General features: G+C 39.9%; 18 protein-coding genes. 3 read left to right on the forward strand and 15 right to left on the reverse strand.

Annotation, left to right across the window (positions count from 1 at the left end; genetic code table 11):
* Nucleotides 1-43 precede the first annotated feature (43 nt).
* The 4 genes from dctP to IEO70_RS02970 all read right to left on the reverse strand — a co-directional run bounded on the left by dctP (nucleotide 44) and on the right by IEO70_RS02970 (nucleotide 4,335).
* On the reverse strand, nucleotides 44-1,159 hold the full coding sequence (dctP, locus tag IEO70_RS02955) for a TRAP transporter substrate-binding protein DctP (protein ID WP_190996858.1): 1,116 nt from the start codon (nucleotides 1,157-1,159) through the stop codon (nucleotides 44-46).
* Between the two features lie 569 nt (nucleotides 1,160-1,728).
* On the reverse strand, nucleotides 1,729-2,742 hold the full coding sequence (locus IEO70_RS02960; protein WP_190996859.1) for an aliphatic sulfonate ABC transporter substrate-binding protein: 1,014 nt from the start codon (nucleotides 2,740-2,742) through the stop codon (nucleotides 1,729-1,731).
* A 29-nt stretch (nucleotides 2,743-2,771) separates the two neighbouring features.
* The gene (locus IEO70_RS02965) at nucleotides 2,772-3,557 is read right to left on the reverse strand and encodes an ABC transporter permease (protein ID WP_328820854.1); all 786 of its coding nucleotides are present in this window, start codon (nucleotides 3,555-3,557) and stop codon (nucleotides 2,772-2,774) included.
* Nucleotides 3,490-4,335: an ABC transporter ATP-binding protein gene (locus tag IEO70_RS02970; protein ID WP_190996860.1), complete on the reverse strand. Its 846-nt coding sequence runs from the start codon at nucleotides 4,333-4,335 to the stop codon at nucleotides 3,490-3,492. The genes IEO70_RS02965 and IEO70_RS02970 overlap by 68 nt, the downstream gene beginning before the upstream one ends.
* Nucleotides 4,336-4,523: 188 nt before the next feature.
* Between IEO70_RS02970 and IEO70_RS02975 the strand changes: the two genes are divergently transcribed.
* On the forward strand, nucleotides 4,524-5,177 hold the full coding sequence (locus IEO70_RS02975) for a Crp/Fnr family transcriptional regulator (protein WP_190996861.1): 654 nt from the start codon (nucleotides 4,524-4,526) through the stop codon (nucleotides 5,175-5,177).
* Between the two features lie 199 nt (nucleotides 5,178-5,376).
* On the opposite strand, the gene nadE is transcribed toward IEO70_RS02975, so the two are convergent.
* The 10 genes from nadE to IEO70_RS03025 form a co-directional block, all read right to left on the reverse strand.
* A complete protein-coding gene (nadE, locus tag IEO70_RS02980; protein ID WP_190996862.1) occupies nucleotides 5,377-6,207 on the reverse strand; it encodes an ammonia-dependent NAD(+) synthetase in 831 nt (276 codons plus the stop codon).
* Between the two features lie 107 nt (nucleotides 6,208-6,314).
* A complete protein-coding gene (locus IEO70_RS02985) occupies nucleotides 6,315-7,841 on the reverse strand; it encodes an acyl-CoA carboxylase subunit beta (protein ID WP_190996863.1) in 1,527 nt (508 codons plus the stop codon).
* 13 nt (nucleotides 7,842-7,854) lie between these two features.
* The gene (locus tag IEO70_RS02990) at nucleotides 7,855-8,628 is read right to left on the reverse strand and encodes an enoyl-CoA hydratase (protein WP_190996864.1); all 774 of its coding nucleotides are present in this window, start codon (nucleotides 8,626-8,628) and stop codon (nucleotides 7,855-7,857) included.
* A gap of 149 nt (nucleotides 8,629-8,777) precedes the next feature.
* Nucleotides 8,778-9,923, reverse strand: coding sequence for an acyl-CoA dehydrogenase family protein (locus IEO70_RS02995; RefSeq protein WP_190996865.1), 1,146 nt, complete (start codon nucleotides 9,921-9,923; stop codon nucleotides 8,778-8,780).
* A gap of 91 nt (nucleotides 9,924-10,014) precedes the next feature.
* Nucleotides 10,015-10,482 carry a staygreen family protein gene (locus tag IEO70_RS03000; RefSeq protein WP_235973468.1) on the reverse strand — a complete coding sequence of 156 codons (468 nt, stop codon included), beginning with the start codon at nucleotides 10,480-10,482 and terminating at the stop codon, nucleotides 10,015-10,017.
* A 77-nt stretch (nucleotides 10,483-10,559) separates the two neighbouring features.
* Nucleotides 10,560-11,075, reverse strand: coding sequence for a hypothetical protein (locus IEO70_RS03005; RefSeq protein ID WP_190996866.1), 516 nt, complete (start codon nucleotides 11,073-11,075; stop codon nucleotides 10,560-10,562).
* Nucleotides 11,076-11,173: 98 nt separating this feature from the next.
* The gene (locus tag IEO70_RS03010) at nucleotides 11,174-12,565 is read right to left on the reverse strand and encodes an alanine/glycine:cation symporter family protein (protein ID WP_206711481.1); all 1,392 of its coding nucleotides are present in this window, start codon (nucleotides 12,563-12,565) and stop codon (nucleotides 11,174-11,176) included.
* Nucleotides 12,566-12,785: 220 nt separating this feature from the next.
* Entirely contained in the window at nucleotides 12,786-15,233 is a 2,448-nt protein-coding gene (parC, locus tag IEO70_RS03015) for a DNA topoisomerase IV subunit A (protein WP_190996867.1), read from the reverse strand.
* A 3-nt stretch (nucleotides 15,234-15,236) separates the two neighbouring features.
* Nucleotides 15,237-17,213 (reverse strand): DNA topoisomerase IV subunit B, encoded by a 1,977-nt coding sequence (parE, locus tag IEO70_RS03020; RefSeq protein WP_328820855.1) that lies wholly within the window; start codon nucleotides 17,211-17,213, stop codon nucleotides 15,237-15,239.
* A 319-nt stretch (nucleotides 17,214-17,532) separates the two neighbouring features.
* Nucleotides 17,533-17,952: a CoA-binding protein gene (locus IEO70_RS03025; protein ID WP_190996869.1), complete on the reverse strand. Its 420-nt coding sequence runs from the start codon at nucleotides 17,950-17,952 to the stop codon at nucleotides 17,533-17,535.
* 160 nt (nucleotides 17,953-18,112) lie between these two features.
* Here IEO70_RS03025 and plsY point away from each other — a divergent pair, with 160 nt between their 5' ends.
* Nucleotides 18,113-18,700: a glycerol-3-phosphate 1-O-acyltransferase PlsY gene (gene plsY, locus IEO70_RS03030; protein ID WP_190996870.1), complete on the forward strand. Its 588-nt coding sequence runs from the start codon at nucleotides 18,113-18,115 to the stop codon at nucleotides 18,698-18,700.
* A gap of 408 nt (nucleotides 18,701-19,108) precedes the next feature.
* Complete coding sequence (locus IEO70_RS03035) at nucleotides 19,109-19,396, forward strand: HesB/YadR/YfhF family protein (RefSeq protein WP_190996871.1); 288 nt, start codon at nucleotides 19,109-19,111, stop codon at nucleotides 19,394-19,396.
* 41 nt (nucleotides 19,397-19,437) lie between these two features.
* Here the strand turns inward: IEO70_RS03035 and IEO70_RS03040 are convergent, their stop codons facing one another.
* Nucleotides 19,438-19,866: an acyl-CoA thioesterase gene (locus IEO70_RS03040; protein ID WP_190996872.1), complete on the reverse strand. Its 429-nt coding sequence runs from the start codon at nucleotides 19,864-19,866 to the stop codon at nucleotides 19,438-19,440.
* Nucleotides 19,867-19,959: the final 93 nt, after the last annotated feature.

A 19,959-nucleotide genomic window follows, 5' to 3' on the forward strand; every position in this document is an offset into this window, starting at 1 on the left:
ACTCTGGTAAATTAGAATATACTAGCTTTCTATCGTAAATGGGTTAAATTTCCCCTTTTTCTTCTAATTCTAAAAACTGTTCAACAAGTGTCTTGTTTGAGTTCTTTTTAGCTATTTCTTCCAACATTTTGCTTGCCTCTTCAATTATTTCTCGAACGTCCTTATAACCGGCTTCTTCAGCTGCTTTAATGGCTGGTTCCCATACAGAAGGAGGATTAATTGCTTCCTTCCAGCGAGCTGATTCTTCAGGTGAAAGTTGAACTATTCGTGCGCCCTCCTCTCTAGCAAGTTTTAATCCAGCCATAGCATCGTCATAATATGCTTTACCCTCAACTTCTGCCGGAATTATATTAATATCTTCGATAACTTGCTTGACATCATCAGGCAGACTATTATAGACATCGGAATTAAATGCGATTCCAACCCATAGAAAAGCACCATTATGGCGGAAATCAGTAACCTGTTTTGAGACCTCTGCCATCTTATTAGATACTAGTGCATAAGGCGGAAATGGCACCACGTCAACAGTTCCTTTTTCAACTGCTCCATACGCATCACCAGAAGAAATGGAAACTGGGATCCCCCCCAGATTTTTCATAGCAATAGAATCCGCTTCACCTATTCCTCTAATTTTTTTTCCTTTAAGATCTTCTAGCTTATCAAATTCAAAATTACTCATTAGTATATTATTGCTCCCGTTAAACCACGCTACCGGTTCTACATTATGCTGTCTCCATTCCTCTTTTAATTCTGGAACTGTTTCCCACAAGTGAGTTTGCACTTCCAATCCATTTACCGCCAAGTCATCTAAAAAGATTGGTTGCAGAGCATTTGATAGCGTTGTTTGACTTGGATTATAGGCACTTGATATAAAAGCAACATCAACAACCCCATCCCCTAATCCTTCAAGGGTACTAGCAGCATCAAGGGTAACTCCCCCAAAGCTGATATCAACTTTGACTTTACCAGCAGTTCTTTTTTCGAGCTCCTCTGCCCACGCTATCATCCCCTTTGAATGAGCTGCTGATTCAAAAATCGGAGAGGAAGCTGTGAGCGTTATTTCCCCATCCTTAGAAGATTGACTAGCGCCGCCTGAACACCCAACAACAACTATCATGATAAAAAATAAAATAATAGAACTCGTGGCTAACTTTCTCATTCTTTGTTCCCCCTTATAAATAATTAGACAAAGTACTTCATCTTCATTGGAACTTTGCTTGCTTTTCCAAACTTAATACATGAATCACTTTTCACTTTAGGTTTAAAAAAAATACCTGAATATCTTCAGAACAAATCGATCCTAAATACCAACTCGTGAGTCTTTATATGTCAATTATTTTGTTAGCGTTTTCATAAGTTTCCATAAAAAAATTGCATGTAATTTCTTCATTATTCGAAAGCTTAACTAAAATAGCAATGTAATATTAATTGAACCGAGACATACATTACTTTCCACTAGATTCTAAATGTTAATAATTCTAGAATTAAATCACCTACTTTGTTAATTTTGGTAATTATGGATATTTTTTGTTAAAGATATCATATTAAATTACCATAAAATTGTCAATTGTATATTTCCATTTTTTGCATATTGTTGCAGTTCGTTTATAGCAAGCTATATAAGAACAAATAATGAATAATATTAAAGATATGTAGATATTAATGAACTTAAGACAAGTATTTTGAAAAACACGACAGATTCCCACCTGTCGTGTTTTATGATGCCCTTTATTTATCTACTTCTGCCAAATACTCTTTATTAACTAAACCATCAATATCATCACTCGTAATATAACCTGCATCTTTACTGATTTTCGCCATTTCTTTTATAACATCTTCGTTCAATGCATATGTCGGGATTGTTCTTTCCATCGCTTTTGTCACTTCTTCTAAGGATAATTCTTTACCTGTAATTTCTTTAATGTGATTAATAAACAAATCAATAGCTTCTTCTTTATTTTCATTAATGTAATCAATTGCTTTTACATGAGCTGCTAAAATTTTCTTCGTCAATTCAGGATTAGCTTTTGTAAATTTGTTTGTGCCGACAAATACTGTGTTTGTTGAATCTTTTCCCCAAGCAAATTCGTCTGCATCAAGCAATACTTTCGCATTGGCATTCGTTTCTAAGTTCACGCCCCAAGGCTCTTGTGTAGCCGCTGCATCCACATCTTTTTGTAAAAATAACGTTGCAGTATCCGCAGGAGCTTGCTTCATCGTTTCAACTGTTCCACCACTCGTCTTAACATCCAATCCCGCATCTTTCAATGCTTTCATTAACATAATATCTTGTGTCGAACCGATTGTCGGTATCGCTACACGTTTACCTGCTAAATCTTCCACACTTTCGATGCCTGCATCTTCACGTACCACTAGAACTGCTCCAGCATTTACCGCACCGGCTAAAATTTGATGTGCCGGATTTTTAATGTAGTTATTTAAAACTGGTGTAGGCCCGACTGTTCCAACGTCAATATTGTTTGTCGACATCGCTTCCATAAATGCACTTCCATCTGGGAACGTTTTTGTTTCAATTTTAATCTCTTCGCCTAACTCTTCTTCAAAATAGCCTTTTTCCAAAGCGACAATTGTTGATATATGCGTTAAGTTAGGAAAATAGCCGATTCTTACTTTGCTTGCTTCTCCGCCTTCAGAAGCTGTATCATCACTATTACCGCATCCCGCTAAAATCATACCTATACTTAAAAGTAAAACTAGCAAACTTATTTTCAATCGTTTCATGTTTATTTACCCCTTTATTGTAAGTTAAATTAAATACTTGCTTGCAAACCCCATTTTTTCGCCACTTTCTTCTCCATACGCAAAAACACTAAATTATCCATGATTGTTCCTATTACACCAATAATAATCATAATGCTTAGAACAAGATCCATCGCCTGCAAAGAACGGCCCATATCCAACAGTTGACCAAGTCCGCCGCTGCCGCCTAACAATTCACCCGCCATAATCGCTCTCCACGCGAATGCCCAAGCAACACGCAAACCGGAGATTAAGTGCGGAACTGATGATGGTAAAACGACCGTTCGGAACAAATGAAATCCGGATGAACCCATCGTTTTCGCCACTTTTAAATGAAGCGGAGAAACATTTTTAAACCCTGTGCTTGATGTAACGGTCATCGTCCATGTAGCTCCGATTGTCACAATAAACATGATTGACGTAAAACCTAATCCAAACCAGACAATCGCCAACGGAAACCAGACAATACTTGGTATTGATTGCAGTGCTGTCACCAAAAAACCGATTGTATCATCCAATAATTTATATTTTGTAATCAAATAACCTAACGTTAAACCAATCGTAATCGCAATCGCAAACCCCAACAGCAAACGACCAAAAGTAATCAATGTTGCTTCCAAAATAAGACCGGATGCAAACCCTTCTACTAATGTTTTCATTACCGATACGCCACCCGGTTCATTAGGAATGATGATCGGCGGCCATAAAAAGGCCGGAAACATACCTGACTTAGATATCGCTTCCCAAATTACGATTAGGATCGAGATGAAGATAATTCTTCTTAAGGCTGTAATCACTTCCCATTTCCTCCTTCAACACTTTCTCCATTTCCTTTTCCAGTTCATTCAATATTTTGTTTTCGAGATCGACCAGCACACTGTCAGAGGCAACTCGCGGTCTGGCCGCTTGTACTCTGAATTCTTTTTTGATTGTTCCCGGACGAGTTCCCATTAACACGATGCGATCCGATAGCATAACTGCCTCACGAATGTTATGAGTGATGAAAATAATCGTTTTCCCCGTCTCCAAATAAATCGATTCTAATTCTTTATGCAAAACCATTCTCGTTTGCTCATCGAGTGCTGCAAACGGTTCATCCATCAATAAAATATCCGGATCCATGACGAGCGCTCTGGCAATCGCGACACGCTGCTTCATTCCGCCTGATAATTCATGGGGAAAAGCATGAATGAATTTTCCTAAATGGACCATTTGCAGCCCCTCAATCGCTTTCGCTTTCGCTTCTTCCTTTTTCATTTTTTTCAATAATAAACCGTACATGACATTATCTAATACACTCATCCACGGAAACAGCCCGGATTCCTGAAAAACGACTATACGATCCTGTCCCGGACCTTTAATCGCCTTGCCTTCAACGAGCAATTCTCCCGAACTGGCTGTCTCTAAGCCGGCAATTAAATTGAGAATCGTCGATTTTCCGCACCCCGAAGGTCCTAAAATTGAGATAAATTCTCCTTTGTCAATCATTAAATTTATATTATCCAAAACATGCAATGTTTGGTTTTTACCATTTTGAAAATCTTTATTGATTTGCTGCAAAACAACTTGTAACATGATGCTGATCCGCCCCTTTAACCTTCACTTTTAAAACCAAGTTAATAGATATGAATTATAAGTGTTATTCTACAGACAATTCTGTTTACTTTCTGTCGGATATCCGACAATTAGGCAAAAAATATAACTTTTTCAGGAATAAAGTGTAGAATAAAGAAAAAGTTGGCGTTTCAAAGGGGAGCAGGAAAATGGAAAAAGCGGACTATAACGAGCTTAAAGCCGTCATTAAACATTATGGGGTTATAAAACAGTACAAAAAGAATGAATATATTTTTCAAATAAACGATCCTGCTAATCATATATATTTGCTGGAAAATGGCTGGGTAAAAATTGCTCAAGACTGTGGAGATGGAAATGGAGTCACTCTTTCGCTCCATCAAGCAGGCAACATGTTCGGCTTAGCAGAACCTATGGTTCAAATGGCACAGCGAACAAAAGATGCCCGCTGTTTGACCGATTGTCACATTATCTCTTTAGATACAACAACGCTTTACTCACTCATTAAACAGCATCCGGAATTATCGCTTTCTATTACCGCTGTTTTATCACACAATATTTTGCATACGCAAAACCTCGTCGGCTCGTTGATTAATAAACCTGTTCCGACAAGGTTAGCTTCATTGCTAATGCAATTTTCTGAAGAGGTAAATGATAAACGTTATGTCGAACTGCCGATTACTCATGAAGAAATCTCTTTTTTAATCGGCTGCAGCAGACAATCTGTCACCGAGATATTGAATAAATGGCGAACGCAGCAGTATATCGACTACGATAGAAGGAAAGTCGTGATTCATGATTGTGACGCCTTATTTCAACAAAAAAGCGACCCATTTCATATCTGAATGGATCGCCTTTTTGTTCAATACACTATAAGAATGGTTATAACAAGTGTATCAACGTGCAGCTCCAGCGCCTATTGCCCTTCGGCACCCCCCTGCGATAAGTCAACATCGAATCACTGTCGTACTTCGAGTTTCCTATATCTTGGTCGGCGGCCTCCAGTTCATAAGGTGCTAGACAGGGACGCTTGCGCTTTTATTCTTATTGCCACCAAGTATCAAAAACAGTAATTGGTCCGTATCGTTTATGTTCAGTCTTTTTGTACCAGCCCTCTATTTTCGCTTTTGCTGTATCCTCGACTGGCTTTCCTTCTAGATAATCATCAATATCCTCATACGTAACGCCAAGCGCAACTTCATCAGGCAATTGTGGCTTATCATCTTCAAGATCTGCTGTCGGCTTCTTTAAGTATAAATGCTCAGGACAGCCAAGCATTTTCAAAATAGCTTTCCCTTGACGCTTCGTTAAACGATACAACGGCGCCAAATCACATGCTCCGTCACCATGTTTTGTGAAAAATCCTGTTAATGCTTCTGCTGCATGGTCAGTTCCTAAAACAGCACCGTGGTAAATGCCTGCTAAATCATATTGAACTTTCATGCGCTCACGGGCTTTGACATTCCCTTTAAGAAAATGACTAAGCTGCTTGCCTGTTGCATCTTCGACAGATGCCACGCTTGCATCGACAGCAGCTTTTATATTCACCGTTACCGTCAAGCTCGGCTCAATCCATTTAATTGCATCTTGGCAATCATCCTCGTCCATTTGCACACCATACGGCAGGCGCACTGCAACAAATGTATATTCATCGCTGCCTGCTTCTTCATTTAGTTCATTAACCGCTGTCTGCGCCATATAGCCGCAAAGCGTTGAATCCTGGCCTCCGGAAATCCCTAGAACCAAGCTTTTCAAAAAAGAATGCTTTTTTAAATATGATTTCATGAAGTCAACACTTCGTCTGAATTCTTGTTCCGGATCAATAGTAGGTTTTGTTTTTAATGTATGTATAATTTCTTCTTGAATAGTTTTCATATTTAAAACCTTCTTTCATTTAGCTTGGTTCTAATTTTACCATAAGTAATATGCTGTTTTAACCCATTGGAACAAACATTTTATTCCAAATGTCAGATTTCATCACATTACACAGGATATACCCCATGCTTTCTGTCTGTAAAAGAAATCTGCTTGCTCCTGTACGCAGCAAATCGTTCAATCAGTTCTTGGCGCAAATTATTCGGATGAACGATGCAGTCGACGATCATTTCTGACGCCAAATGATAAATATTGATGTCTTTACGATATTCTTCCCGTTTTTCTTCAATAAATGACTGTCTTTGCTCAGGTAGAAGCGATTGGATTTTCTTCGCATAAACAGCATTCACCGCCGCCTCAGGACCCATAACGGCTATATTCGCTGTCGGCAAGGCAATACAACAGTCGGGCTCAAATGCAGGCCCTGCCATCGCATAAAGACCTGCTCCATATGCTTTGCGGACAATAACAGATATTTTCGGGACGGTCACCTCACTCATTGCCGCAATCATTTTTGCTCCATGACGGATAATACCAGCCTGCTCCACTTTCGAGCCAATCATGAAACCCGGAATATCAGCCAAAAACAATAGCGGAATATGAAAGGCATCGCATAATGCTATAAACTTCGCCGCTTTATCTGCGCTGTCATGGAACAAAACGCCACCTTTTACACGGGGCTGATTCGCTATAATGCCAACTGCTTGACCATTCAATCTGGCCAAACCGGTTATCAATTCAGGAGCATATAGTTTCTTAATCTCTAAAAAGCTATCACAATCTACGAGATGATTGACCAATTCATACATATTAAACGGTACATTTTGATTAGCAGGAATTATTTGTTCCAATGTTTTCTCACCGTTGCACCCTTTTGCTTCTTCTTCAGGAGGTGCTTCTTTATAATTTTGTGGAAAATAACGAATATAATTTTGAGCAAATCGCAGCGCTTCTTCCTCAGACTGAACTAACACATCTCCGCACCCGGAAACCGAGCAATGCATTTTCGCGCCTCCCATTTCCTCTTCTGTCACTTTTTCACCAATTACCATTTCCGCCATTCGCGGAGAGCCTAAGTACATGGAGGCATTGCCCTTCACCATCACGACGATATCGCAAAAAGCCGGAATGTACGCGCCGCCTGCAGCTGAAGGGCCAAATAACAAGCATATTTGCGGGACACGTCCTGAAAGCTTCACTTGGTTGTAAAAAATCCGTCCTGCTCCGCGCCTCCCTGGAAACATCATCACTTGATCGGTAATACGTGCGCCTGCAGAGTCGACTAAATAAAAAATCGGAGTATTCAGCTTCATAGCTGTTTCTTGAATACGGATGATTTTTTCAACTGTACGCGCTCCCCATGAGCCCGCTTTTACTGTTGAATCATTCGCCATCACACAAATTTTGCGTCCATGGATTTTACCGATAGCTGTAATGACGCCGTCAGAAGGCAAATCCGCTTGATCGCAATTCGCGAAAAAACCGTCTTCCAACATTTCGCCATCATCAAATAAAAGTTTCAATCTTTCTCTCGCATGAAGTTTGCCTTTTTGTTTATTTTGTTCGTGATATTTTTCCGCTCCACCTTGTTTAATACGCTCGACTGCTTGCGAAAACAGATCTGTCTCTGACATATTTTTTAGCTCCTTATTTTCCTTTAAATTCGGGCTGTCTTTTTTCCGCGAACGCTCGCAATCCTTCTAGGCGATCCATTGTAGGAATCGTTGCGTCGTAGCACCATTCTTCAATCTTAAGACCCGTGTGTAAATCTGTCTCCATCCCGTAATGAATTGCTTTTTTAGCTTCTGCCAATGCGATCGGTGCATTCTTAATGATTGACCTGGCCAGCAATAACGTTTCTTGCGGAAGCTCTTCAACTGAAACCGCTTTTGTTATTAAGCCCAATTCCTCTGCTTCAATACAATTCAGCCTTCTTCCCGTGAATATCAATTCTTTCGCCCTTGCCACTCCTATTAATCTTGGCAACCGCTGTGTGCCCCCTGCTCCGGGTATAATGCCCAGTGACGTTTCCGGCAATGCGAACTTGGCATTTGTAGAGGCTATTCGCAAATCGCACGCCAACGCAAGCTCAAAGCCTCCTCCAAGCGCCAAACCATTCACACTTGCAATGACAGGTTGCGGCATTGATTCAATTACCGACAATGTATCTCCAATTAAAGAAACCGCATTTCTGACAGACGATTCAGGCAGTTCTTTTCTTTCTTTTAAATCCGCTCCGGCACTAAATACTTTGTGTCCTCTTCCGGTGATGATTATACAACGAACATGGCGATTGCTCCTCAAGTTGATAAACGTCGCTTTTAATTCCTCCAGCAAATCTCTGCTCAGCGCATTTGCTGCCTTTGGACGATTTAAGGTGATTGTCACAATCGCTTCTTCTTCATTAGTCACTAAAGTCATCTGCAACACCTCACTACCTTAATCAGCTGATTGTCAAAATAATGTCGCCTTCATTTGACAAAATTGCCTTCTTTCACTAGAAGCTTAAACACAACGTGCAATCGAGGCTTGGATGCCCACCAAATAGCTATCCCCTTTTTCCTCATGCTTTATCTGCAGCCGAACTGTCTCGCGATGACAAGTCTCTGGATTTCGGATGTACCTTCACCTATCTCAAGAAGCTTGACATCCCGCAAAAATCTCTCAACCTCGTATTCTCTCATATACCCGTAGCCACCGTGAATTTGTATCGCCTGATTGCATACTCGAAATGCCATTTCCGAAGCAAAAAGCTTTGCATAGGCGCTTTCTTTCGTAAATGGTTTCCCTTGATCCTTCAGCCAGGCCGCTTTATAAACCATGTTTCGCGCTAATTCGATTTCCATCGCCATATCTGAAAGTTTAAATTGAATTGCCTGAAAAGATGATATTGTTTGACCAAACTGCTTTCTTGTTTTTGCGTACGCCAAAGCCCGTTCAAATGCTGCTTGGGCTAATCCGACAGCTAATGCTGCGATTGAAATTCTGCCCCCGTCTAATGTATAAAGAAATTGTTTAAAGCCCTTCTTGCTATCACCTAATATATTCTCTTTGGCCACCCGCACATCTTCAAGGACAATTTGTGTTGTATCCGATGCGCGCACGCCCATTTTGTCATAGGGCGCTGTGATTGTCATACCTTTAGTGCCTGCCGGAATGATGAAAGCAGAAATAATATTTTTCCCTCTCTCATCCTTTCCAGTTACTGCTGTTACCGTAACTGTCTGCGCATAAGTTGCATTGGTGATCCAGCACTTCTCGCCATTAATAACATATTCATCATTTATCAAAACAGCAGTTGTTTGCGTGCCTCCAGCATCTGAACCGGCATTCGGCTCTGTCAGCCCGAAAGAAGCAATTGCTTTTCCGCTTGCCAGCGGGACTAAATATTTTTGCTTTTGCGCTTCTGTACCAAAATAAAAAATCGGACCGGCCCCGAGCGAAACAGCTGCAGCATAACTTAGGCCGGTACCTCCGCAAACCTTACCGATTTCCTCTACTGCGATTGCATAAGAAATCGTATCACCGTCAGAACCGCCATACTTTTCAGGAAAAGGAATGCCTAACAGACCGAGTTCGCCCATCTTCAAAAAAACCTCATAAGGAAATTCAGCTTTACGGTCCCATTCGATCGCATAGGGCCGGATTTCCTTTTGCGCAAAATCCCGAACCATCTCTTTAATCAGCATTTGTTCTTTAGTCAATGAAAAGTCCATCTTTCTCCTCCTTTCGATCAATTAGTGTATCGAAAAAAGACAATAGCTGTTCATTGTAAGCATATGAAGTTATCTGACCGGGAATGACATTTTAATATGATTGCTTAGTTAAATAGTCGCGGGGAATTCCATATTGAAGAACATGATTGTACGTCGGATTAATGCTTTCGAAATGTATATAGATTGGAAATTCCAAAAACCACGGAAAATAACGAAAAAAAGTCTTATCTCCTTTTACAATCGCATGAAGCGCTTTATCCATCTCCCTTTTGAAAATCATATAGCGCAGGCGCGTTTGATTTTCATCATATTCTCCTCCAGAAACATACACTCTCCCATAAAGCACATATTGTCCAACGTGGGGAATCCATTCAGCTAATACTTCATCACGAAGCTTATTTATTTTGCCGTAATCATATTCATGACCAACTGTCACAAATATTTCACCGGTATTATCATCATGTGTCACAGTATATTTTCTGCCTTCTACAGGAGAACAAACCGTGGCCGGGGGTAAAATGGTTGTTTCAATCGGGTTTTTGGTCATATCGCTCATCATATCGCACTCCCTATTCAAAATGGCATTTTAGTGCATCATATGACAATAGCCTTTGTTTGTGCTCAATATAAAGAAGCCTAGTTTGAATCCCCCATTTCAATATAATGATACATTTTCTTATAATTGCTGGTATATTCTATATCTTGAAGCATCCATTTCCCTTCCCGGTAATACCATACAGAAACAATTTCTCCGAGTGACTTGTTCGGTATCACTCCTTGAACCCTTTGTACTCCTCTTATGCCTTTTCCCGCAGTAGTAATAATCGGTTTCAGCTGCACATAATCACTGACAATCAGTTGCTCCTCTTTTTGCAATCGTCCATTTTTATACAAGTCCATCTGCTCCAAAACTTTTTTACTCGCTTTTAAATCGATTATGTATACTTGATTGAGCACTTTTAATTTTGCCTTATAATCATTCAATAATTGTCCGTTCGTTTCAACAAGCGGAGGAACAGACAGGTTTCTAGAAACGTGTTCTTCTCTTTCGACTCCTTCTGCTAATTCTATGTGATCATTTGCATAAATTTTGCAATCGTCCATAACGAAAAACAAACCGGCAGCAAAAAGGATTGATACATATTTTTTCATGGTTCACACCTCAGCTTATGTATTTAATATTCCTATCTTATCCATTTACAGCCAATAAAAAACCGGACAGAGTGATTTCTGCCCGGTTGCATTATTATTTACTGTTCATCCCAGCACTCCACACCGGATGCATCTTCCAATACATCGCGTGAGAATACAGGATCTTTCCCTTGCTTACGCTGTTCTTTATAATCCTTTAACGCTACAAGAACTACTTTATATAATAGGAAAATAGCGACTAAATTAATTAAAGCCATAACACCCATGAAGATATCTGCTAAAGTCCATACGACACCTAAGTTCGCAACAGCACCAAAAATGACCATAGCAATTACAGCTACACGATAAACATAAAGAATCGTTTTGTTATCACGAATAAATTCAATGTTTGTTTCCCCGTAATAATAATTGCCGATAATTGAACTGAATGCAAATAAGAAAATAGCGATTGAAACAAATGTGCCGGCCCATGAACCAATGTGCTCACTTAAGGCCATTTGAGTCAAGTTAATGCCCTCCGCACCGCTGCTGGCTGCATCAGACAATAATATAATAAATGCAGTCGCGCTGCAGATTAAGATTGTATCTAAAAATACACCTAATGTTTGAATAAGTCCTTGTTTAACAGGATGAGTAACTGCAGCAGTCGCTGCTGCATTCGGAGCGCTACCCATACCGGCTTCATTCGAAAATAAGCCTCGCTTTATACCAAAAAGGACAGCAGCACCCATACCGCCTCCAAAAGCTTGTTCTAAACCGAAAGCATTTTTGAAAATCATCGCAATCACCGATGGAAGCTCTGTAATGTTCGTCACCATAACAACTAAGGCTAATATAAGATAGGCAACTGCCATAATTGGCACAATGATTTGCACAACGTGCGCTATTCGCTTAACACCGCCAAAGATGACAATCGCTGTTAATACAGCCAAAATGATGCCGACTGTTAACGTATTCAATCCGAATGAATTTTCCAGCGCCATCGCAATTGTATTACTTTGTACGGAGTTAAAAATTAAACCGAAGCTTAAAGTAATAGTTATCGCAAATGTAATCCCCATCCAACGGCTTTTTAAACCTTTTAACATGTAATACGCTGGACCGCCTCTGAAGCCATCGCGATCCTTCACTTTATATATTTGCGCCAATGTACTCTCGATAAAACTTGAAGCTCCTCCGATAAAGGCGATAAGCCACATCCAAAATACAGCTCCCGGTCCTCCTAGAGTAATCGCAGTTGCTACACCGGCTAAATTTCCGGTTCCAACTCGTGAAGCGGCACTAATACAGAAAGCTTGGAAAGAAGAGAGTCCCTTTTTTCCGTCAGAAGATACCATTGCTTTATCTGTAAGCAATCTAATCATTTCCCCAAAATAACGAAATTGTATAAACTTTGTTTTAAAACTGAAAAGCAGACCAAGAATAAGTAATACTGCAATCAGTATGTACGACCAGATAATATCATTTAATCCATTTAAAAAATCTAACAAATTACGTCCTCCATTTCCCAAAATTATACGCAATTTTTATTTCAGTATAACAATATATACACCTTAATAATCTATCATTGGTTTATAAGTTTAATCAATGTTTAAATTATGGAATCCGTTGCACTAATGGTTTTAGCTTTCCCAATGTTACACTTTTTTAAAAAGGATAAAAAGCCGTTTTCCGGCTCATATTAACCGGAAAACGGCTTTAGTTTAAAAATTACTCACTTTTATCTTCGTCTGCATCTTTTGTCGGCAGTTTCAGCATGCTCGTTACATTTCCTACTTCAGCAACATCAATGATGAACGACCCGTTTGAATATCGATCGGAATAGCTTAAAGACTCTATTGAAATCGGCTCTTCCAATCCACGATCTGTTAATAAAAGAATCTCGTCCTTATTAGTAGAAACACTCATACCTGTTACACGATGAGGATTATTTTTCAACTCACGCAACATAACTACCCCACGTTTTGCCCGCGAAGTCTTTTCAAATTCCTTCAATTTCATCTTTTTCATAGCGCCACGTTGAGTAGCGAGAACAATAACATCATTTTGCGGATCACGAATTATATCACCATATACAATTTCGTCTCCGTCTTTCAAATTAATGCCTTTAACTCCGGCAGCCCGAATGCCGACCACATTGATTTCTTCTTCATTAAACCATAGGCCATAGCCGTATTTCGTAGCTATGAAGACATCTTGCGTACCATCGGTAACATGAACTGCCAATAACTCATCATCGCCTTTTAAATTAATGGCCACCAGCGGTTTAGAATATCGCTGCGCCTGATAATGAGATAACTCTGTTTTCTTAGTCATGCCATTTCGAGTAATGAATAATAAATAATCTGTTGTATTGAAATCTTTTACTGTAATGGCTTTTATAATCGTTTCATCACGTTCAGTCGGTACGATACTTGCGATGTGCTGTCCGATTTCTTTCCAGCGGATGTCCGGAAGCTGATGAACCGGGCAATAAATGTAGTTGCCTTTGTTCGTAAACAGCAACAGATTATCAGTCGTATTGACCTCTTCCTGATAGAGCAGAAGATCGGTTTCTTTCATGCCAAAATCCTGACCGCCGGAAGCAGCGTAGGAACGCGGTGAAGTCCGTTTTACGTATCCTTCCTTCGTAACTGTTACAATAACGTCTTCACTAGCGACAAGCACTTCCAGATTGATTTTAATTTCTTCGATTTCTTCTTCAATTTTAGAAAGTCGCTCGTCATTATATTGCTTTTTAACGGATTTTAGTTCTTTCTTGATGATGGAAAGCAATTTCTTTTCGCTTTCCAAAATTGATAATAATTCCTCAATTTTATCCTTCAATTCCGCTTGTTCCTGCTGCAGAGCTGTTATATCGGTGTTTGTCAGACGATATAATTGCAAGGAAACAATCGCTTCAGCTTGCGCTTCTGAAAAGGCGAATTTCCCCATCAAATTATTCTTCGCATCACGTTTATCGACAGAAGCACGAATTGTCGCGATTACTTCATCCAAAATAGAAAGAGCCTTCATAAGACCTTCTACAATGTGCTCACGGTCTCTCGCCTTCTGCAGCTCATATTTGGAACGGTTCGTAACAACTTCTTTTCTATGCTCTATGTACGCATCGAGTAAAGCTCTGATGCCCATTAGCTTCGGGCGTTTTTCATGAATCGCTACCATATTGAAGTTGTATGGCACCTGTAAATCCGTATTTTTGTATAAATAATGAAGTACCCCTTGGGGATCAGCGTCTTTTTTTAGTTCAATGACGATTCGCAAGCCCGTACGATCTGTTTCATCACGCACTTCTGAGATGCCTTCTACTTTTCGGTCAAGGCGAAGTTCATCAATTCTTTTTACTAAATTCGCTTTATTGACTTCATACGGAATTTCAGTCACAATGATTTGCTGTTTGCCGCCACGGATCGTTTCAACTTCCGCTTTGCCTCGAATAATGATTTTTCCTTTGCCTGTTTCATAAGCCTTCTTGATACCGTCTACCCCTTGAATGATTCCACCGGTAGGGAAATCCGGACCTTTTATGACAGTCATTAGCTCGTCCACTGTACATTGCGGATTGTCTATTCTCATAACCGTAGCATCGATTACCTCACCAAGCTGATGAGGCGGTATTTCAGTAGCATAACCGGCCGAGATCCCTGTTGAACCGTTAACAAGCAAAGCAGGGAACATCGCCGGCAATACAACAGGTTCTTCTTCTGTATCATCGAAGTTCGGAATGAATTCTACTGTATTTTTATCGATATCTTTTAAAAGTTCGCTTGCAATTGCAGCAAGGCGCGCTTCTGTGTAACGCATCGCAGCCGGCGGATCGCCGTCGATGCTTCCGTTGTTGCCATGCATTTCTACAAGTACTTTTCTCAATTTCCATGTTTGGCTCATCCGCACCATCGCATCATAAACAGATGAATCGCCATGCGGATGATAATTACCAATTACATTACCGACTGTTTTAGCCGATTTACGGAACGGTTTTTCGCTCGTGTTTCCTTCTGTGTGCATCGCGAATAAAATACGGCGCTGTACCGGCTTTAAGCCGTCACGGGCATCGGGCAGAGCACGATCCTGAATGATATATTTACTGTAGCGCCCAAAACGGTCGCCAATGACTTCTTCTAGAGGCAGGTCGCGAAACTTTTCTTGAGCTGACATATTTTACACACCTTCCTCTGTAATAATCATATTTGCATTATCTAAAATATTCGCATCGTCTTCCAAACCGAATGCGACGTTGGATTCAATCCATTTTCTTCGCGGTTCAACCTTATCGCCCATCAAGGTTGTAACTCGTCTTTCCGCTCTTGCCGCATCATCAATCAATACGCGGATCAATGTTCTAGTTTCAGGATTCATCGTTGTTTCCCATAGCTGGTCGGCATTCATCTCTCCAAGACCTTTATAGCGTTGAAGAATATAACCTTTACCGACTTTAGCAGTCACTGATTTCAATTCATCGTCATTCCATGCATATTCAATGATTTCTTTCTTGCCAGTTCCCTTGCTCACTTTATATAAAGGCGGAAGCGCGATAAATATTTTGCCGTTCTCAATCAGCGGCTTCATGTAGCGATAGAAGAATGTCAACAGAAGTACTTGAATGTGGGCTCCATCGGTATCGGCATCGGTCATAATGACAACTTTGTCATAGTTGATATCTTCAATATTGAATTCAGGCCCGACTCCCCCGCCGATTGCATGAATAATTGTATTAATTTCTTCGTTTTTAAAGATATCTTGCAGCTTCGCTTTTTCCGTATTGATTACTTTACCTCTTAACGGAAGAACAGCCTGGAAACGTCTGTCACGACCTTGCTTGGCAGAACCGCCGGCAGAATCACCCTCTACAAGGTACAATTCATTTTTTTGCGGATTGCGCGACTGCGCAGGCGTTAGCTTACCAGAAAGGATTGTTTCGCCTTTTTTACGTTTTTTTCCGGTTCTGGCTTCTTCACGCGCTTTTCGGGCTGCTTCTCTTGCCTGGAACGCTTTAATGGACTTGCGAATTAGCAGATTAGCCGTTTCAGGATTTTCCTGCAAGAAGTAAGCCAAATGCTGTGAAACAACGCTGTCAACACTTGATCGGGCACTGCTTGTACCAAGCTTCCCTTTTGTTTGCCCTTCGAATTGCAACAGCTCTTCGGGAACACGCACAGAAATAATCGCTGCCAAACCTTCACGAATATCTGTTCCTTCAAGATTCTTATCTTTTTCCTTCAGTAAACCGGCTTTACGGGCATATTCGTTAAAAACACGAGTCATTGCTGTTTTCGTGCCAACTTCATGCGTACCGCCGTCTTTCGTCCGGACATTGTTGACAAAGCTCAAAATATTTTCTGAATAGCCGTCATTAAATTGAAAAGCGAAATCAATCTCAATGCCGTTTTCTTTTCCTTCAAATGAAACAACCTCATGCAAAGCATCGCGTTCTTCATTCAAGTATTGAACGAAGGCTTGAAGGCCGTTTTCATAGTAAAAAGTTTCTTGGCTATCGTTCCGGTCATCGATCAATTCGATTTTCATTCCTTTTAAAAGGAATGCTGATTCCCTCAATCGCTCGCAAAGCGTTTCAAAGTTAAAAATCGTAGTCGAGAAAATTGTCTTATCCGGCTTGAAATGAATCGTTGTACCCGTCCCATTCGTTTTGCCTTTTTTCTCTAAAGTCGTTTCCGGCTTTCCTCCTTTATGAAAACGCTGCTCATAAATATAGCCATCTCTTTTAATGGTTACAACAAGCCATTCCGACAATGCGTTTACAACTGATGCACCAACCCCGTGCAAGCCGCCGCTCGTCTTATAGCCGCCTTGACCAAATTTCCCGCCGGCATGCAGCACCGTCAAAATGATTTCAGGTGTCGGTTTCCCCAGTTTATGTATACCGGTCGGCATTCCTCGCCCTTTATCGGAGACACTAACGCTATTATCTTTATGAATTTTGACTATTATATGATCACCGTAACCGGCTAACGCCTCGTCGACAGAATTATCCACTATTTCATATACTAAGTGATGAAGACCTCTCGCATCGGTGCTTCCGATGTACATACCCGGTCTTTTACGAACTGCCTCCAGTCCTTCGAGAACGTGAATCGCATCATCATTGTATTCTACTTTTTTTAAATTGCTATTAGCCACTAACATTCTCCTTCCAACAGCTTACCTTCTTCATACGTGCTCTTATCACTAAATAAAGCAGGCAACTTCCCTTATCCGCTTTTTACTTAATTTTTATTATGTACAACCATTATTATAACATAAAAAGAACATTCGTTCGCACGTGCGGTGATATGTAATTCTACGAAGGTGATTGTAACGTTTATTTATTTTTTCGCAACTACTGTTATGATAAGCTTTCAAATTTGTTCGCTACAAGTGATATTATCATAAAAAATGAGATATTCTCATAAATTTTATAAAACAGATAAGAAAAAGGAGCAGATTTGCTCCTTTCCTACTACATATTTTTCGTTAAAGCATGCTCTACTTTAATACAACGGTCCATAATGACAGTATAACCTTTTTCTTTCAAAAATTCATATACTTCTTCATTAATTATGCCAGATTGTGCCCAAAAAACCGGACAATCGATTTGAATGAACTCCTCAGCTACCGGCAATAAATCTTCTGCCCTGCGGAAAACATTAACAATATCGACCGAACCTTCAATCTCCCTCAAAGAAGCAACAGCAGGAACCCCAAGTGCTTCTTTAATTCTCGGATTTACCGGGATAATTTCGTAACCATTGTCCATCATAGCTTTTGACACCATGTTTGAAGTTCGATCCGGTTTATCAGATAAGCCGACAACAGCAATGCGCTTCGCCTGCTTCAGTAATTCCCCCAGTTGTTCTCTTGTTGGATTTTCAATTGTCATACCACGTGGACCTCCTTTTAATCGCTAATTATATACATTAATAGCATATCGCATACAAGTTGTAAAACCCGACTTTAGCTGATATTATGACTTTTGGTCATGGTATTTTCAAATTATCATGATAAAATGTATACATGAATAAAAGAAAGGGCTTTATATTATGTTAATTGTATTAGTACTTTTACTTGCTTATTTAATAGGGAGCATCCCTTCCGGTTTATGGATTGGCAAAATTTTTTACGGCATTGATATAAGAGAGCATGGCAGTGGAAACCTAGGCGGAACGAATACGTTCAGAACGCTCGGAAAAAAAGCCGGATTTGCCGTAACAATCATGGACGTACTGAAAGGAACGCTCGCAACACTTCTGCCTGTCTTCTTTGGTATTGATGCTGAGCTTCATCCGCTTATTACAGGTACAACGGCAGTCGTTGGCCATATGTTTCCTATTTTTGCCGGATTCAAAGGTGGTAAAGCGGTAGCAACTTCAGGCGGCATTTTGCTCGGTTATGCACCAATACTATTTCTGATTATATTTGTTGTCTTTTTTATCAGCTTATACATATGTAAATATGTTTCACTTTCAAGTATGATATGTGCGGTTGCAGCCTTAATTGTCACAATAATCATGCGGGATATACCGCTTATCATTGTTGTAGCTGTATTAACGACTTTTATTTTATACAGGCACCGAGCTAATATTAAACGAATTAAAGACGGCACCGAACCAAAGGTAAAATGGATTTAATAAATAAGCCTCTAAAATGGACACGTTTTAGAGGCCTTATTTTTTCCGAACAAACTTACTAAAAAGAACCCGCTGCTTCATTCAGTGTTTCTGCTTGGTCTGCAACTAGACCGAAAGCATATTTAACAATATTATCGATAATATGGATTTGAGTTTAAAATGATACAGAGGAAGTGGAGACAAGCCTGGAATATTTCCTGCATTTAATAGAGGAGATAGCATCGTCTGTTTGCCATTTCAAACTCATCCGTACCTGTTTTAACAACGTCTTGTCTTGAACTTTAGCAACAGCTGATTGTACCTCTTCCATAAACTTACTCGATTGCTCCGTTTTAAGTCTATTCGTTGACAATATGAATTTATCATTGTCAAAATATAAACAAAGATAAAGGGAAAGGAATAAAGACAATGAAAATAATAATATCGGATGAGGCCGCAAGATGGTATGAAAATGAATTATCTTTAAAAAGCGGGGATTATGTCCGTTTCTTCGTCCGCTACGGCGGAAACAGCACAATTCAAACCGGTTTCTCACTCGGTTTAGCTATTGAAAAGCCTCTTTCCTTAGGAGCTATTTATAAAGAAAACGGAATAAACTATTTTATTGAAGAGGCAGATTTATGGTATTTTGATTCGAAAGATTTGCTCATTCAGTTTGACCAAGCCGTATCAGAACCTATTTTCACTTATCTTTAGTACGAATAAGGTCCTCTGCCATAGAGGACCTTGCAGGTTCATTATTCGCTATGTTGCTTTTTATTTTTTTCGTACGCCGCATGCCACTCCGGATAATGTCTGCGTAACGAAATTGGTCTGAAATTTTCTTTTTTCACACAAGCATGCCATGTTTTTGCTGTAACAGCCACTTCGCCTTCTTCATTGTATATTTCATAGCCATATACTGTTTTTATACCGTTATATTCTTCTATCCAAGTATGTACTGTTGCTGTTTGACCGTATGTAAAAGGTTTTTTATAAGCTATTTGAACTTCCATTACAGGCGATACAATTCCATCTTTCTCCATGTCGATATAATCGAAACCAAGCTCTTTCACAAGTTGTGAGCGCCCTAATTCAAGCCAAACTAAATAATTGGCATGATACACAACGCCCATTTGGTCCGTCTCTGCATAACGCACTTCAATCTCTTTTTTTGCAATAATCAATATAACTTCCCTCCTTTTCTCAAGATTATTTTAACATAAGGAATCCCTTGATGGATAAAAAGGATGTGCTTCCATTAAAATACGGAAAGCCTC

Source organism: Peribacillus faecalis (genome assembly GCF_014712675.1).
Lineage (GTDB): Bacteria > Bacillota > Bacilli > Bacillales > DSM-1321 > Bacillus_AD > Bacillus_AD faecalis.

Bases quoted from the DNA above. Each gene is read 5' to 3' on its own strand.
- IEO70_RS02970 (WP_190996860.1), bottom strand. From the start codon at position 4,335: ATGTTACAAGTTGTTTTGCAGCAAATCAATAAAGATTTTCAAAATGGT.
- plsY (WP_190996870.1), top strand. From the start codon at position 18,113: ATGTTAATTGTATTAGTACTTTTACTTGCTTATTTAATAGGGAGCATC.
- IEO70_RS03000 (WP_235973468.1), bottom strand. From the start codon at position 10,482: ATGATGAGCGATATGACCAAAAACCCGATTGAAACAACCATTTTACCC.
- IEO70_RS02990 (WP_190996864.1), bottom strand. From the start codon at position 8,628: ATGACTTTAGTGACTAATGAAGAAGAAGCGATTGTGACAATCACCTTA.
- dctP (WP_190996858.1), bottom strand. From the start codon at position 1,159: ATGAGAAAGTTAGCCACGAGTTCTATTATTTTATTTTTTATCATGATA.
- IEO70_RS02985 (WP_190996863.1), bottom strand. From the start codon at position 7,841: ATGTCAGAGACAGATCTGTTTTCGCAAGCAGTCGAGCGTATTAAACAA.
- nadE (WP_190996862.1), bottom strand. From the start codon at position 6,207: ATGAAAACTATTCAAGAAGAAATTATACATACATTAAAAACAAAACCT.
- IEO70_RS02960 (WP_190996859.1), bottom strand. From the start codon at position 2,742: ATGAAACGATTGAAAATAAGTTTGCTAGTTTTACTTTTAAGTATAGGT.
- IEO70_RS02975 (WP_190996861.1), top strand. From the start codon at position 4,524: ATGGAAAAAGCGGACTATAACGAGCTTAAAGCCGTCATTAAACATTAT.
- IEO70_RS03025 (WP_190996869.1), bottom strand. From the start codon at position 17,952: ATGACAATTGAAAATCCAACAAGAGAACAACTGGGGGAATTACTGAAG.
- parC (WP_190996867.1), bottom strand. From the start codon at position 15,233: ATGTCAGCTCAAGAAAAGTTTCGCGACCTGCCTCTAGAAGAAGTCATT.
- IEO70_RS02995 (WP_190996865.1), bottom strand. From the start codon at position 9,923: ATGGACTTTTCATTGACTAAAGAACAAATGCTGATTAAAGAGATGGTT.
- IEO70_RS03005 (WP_190996866.1), bottom strand. From the start codon at position 11,075: ATGAAAAAATATGTATCAATCCTTTTTGCTGCCGGTTTGTTTTTCGTT.
- IEO70_RS03035 (WP_190996871.1), top strand. From the start codon at position 19,109: ATGAAAATAATAATATCGGATGAGGCCGCAAGATGGTATGAAAATGAA.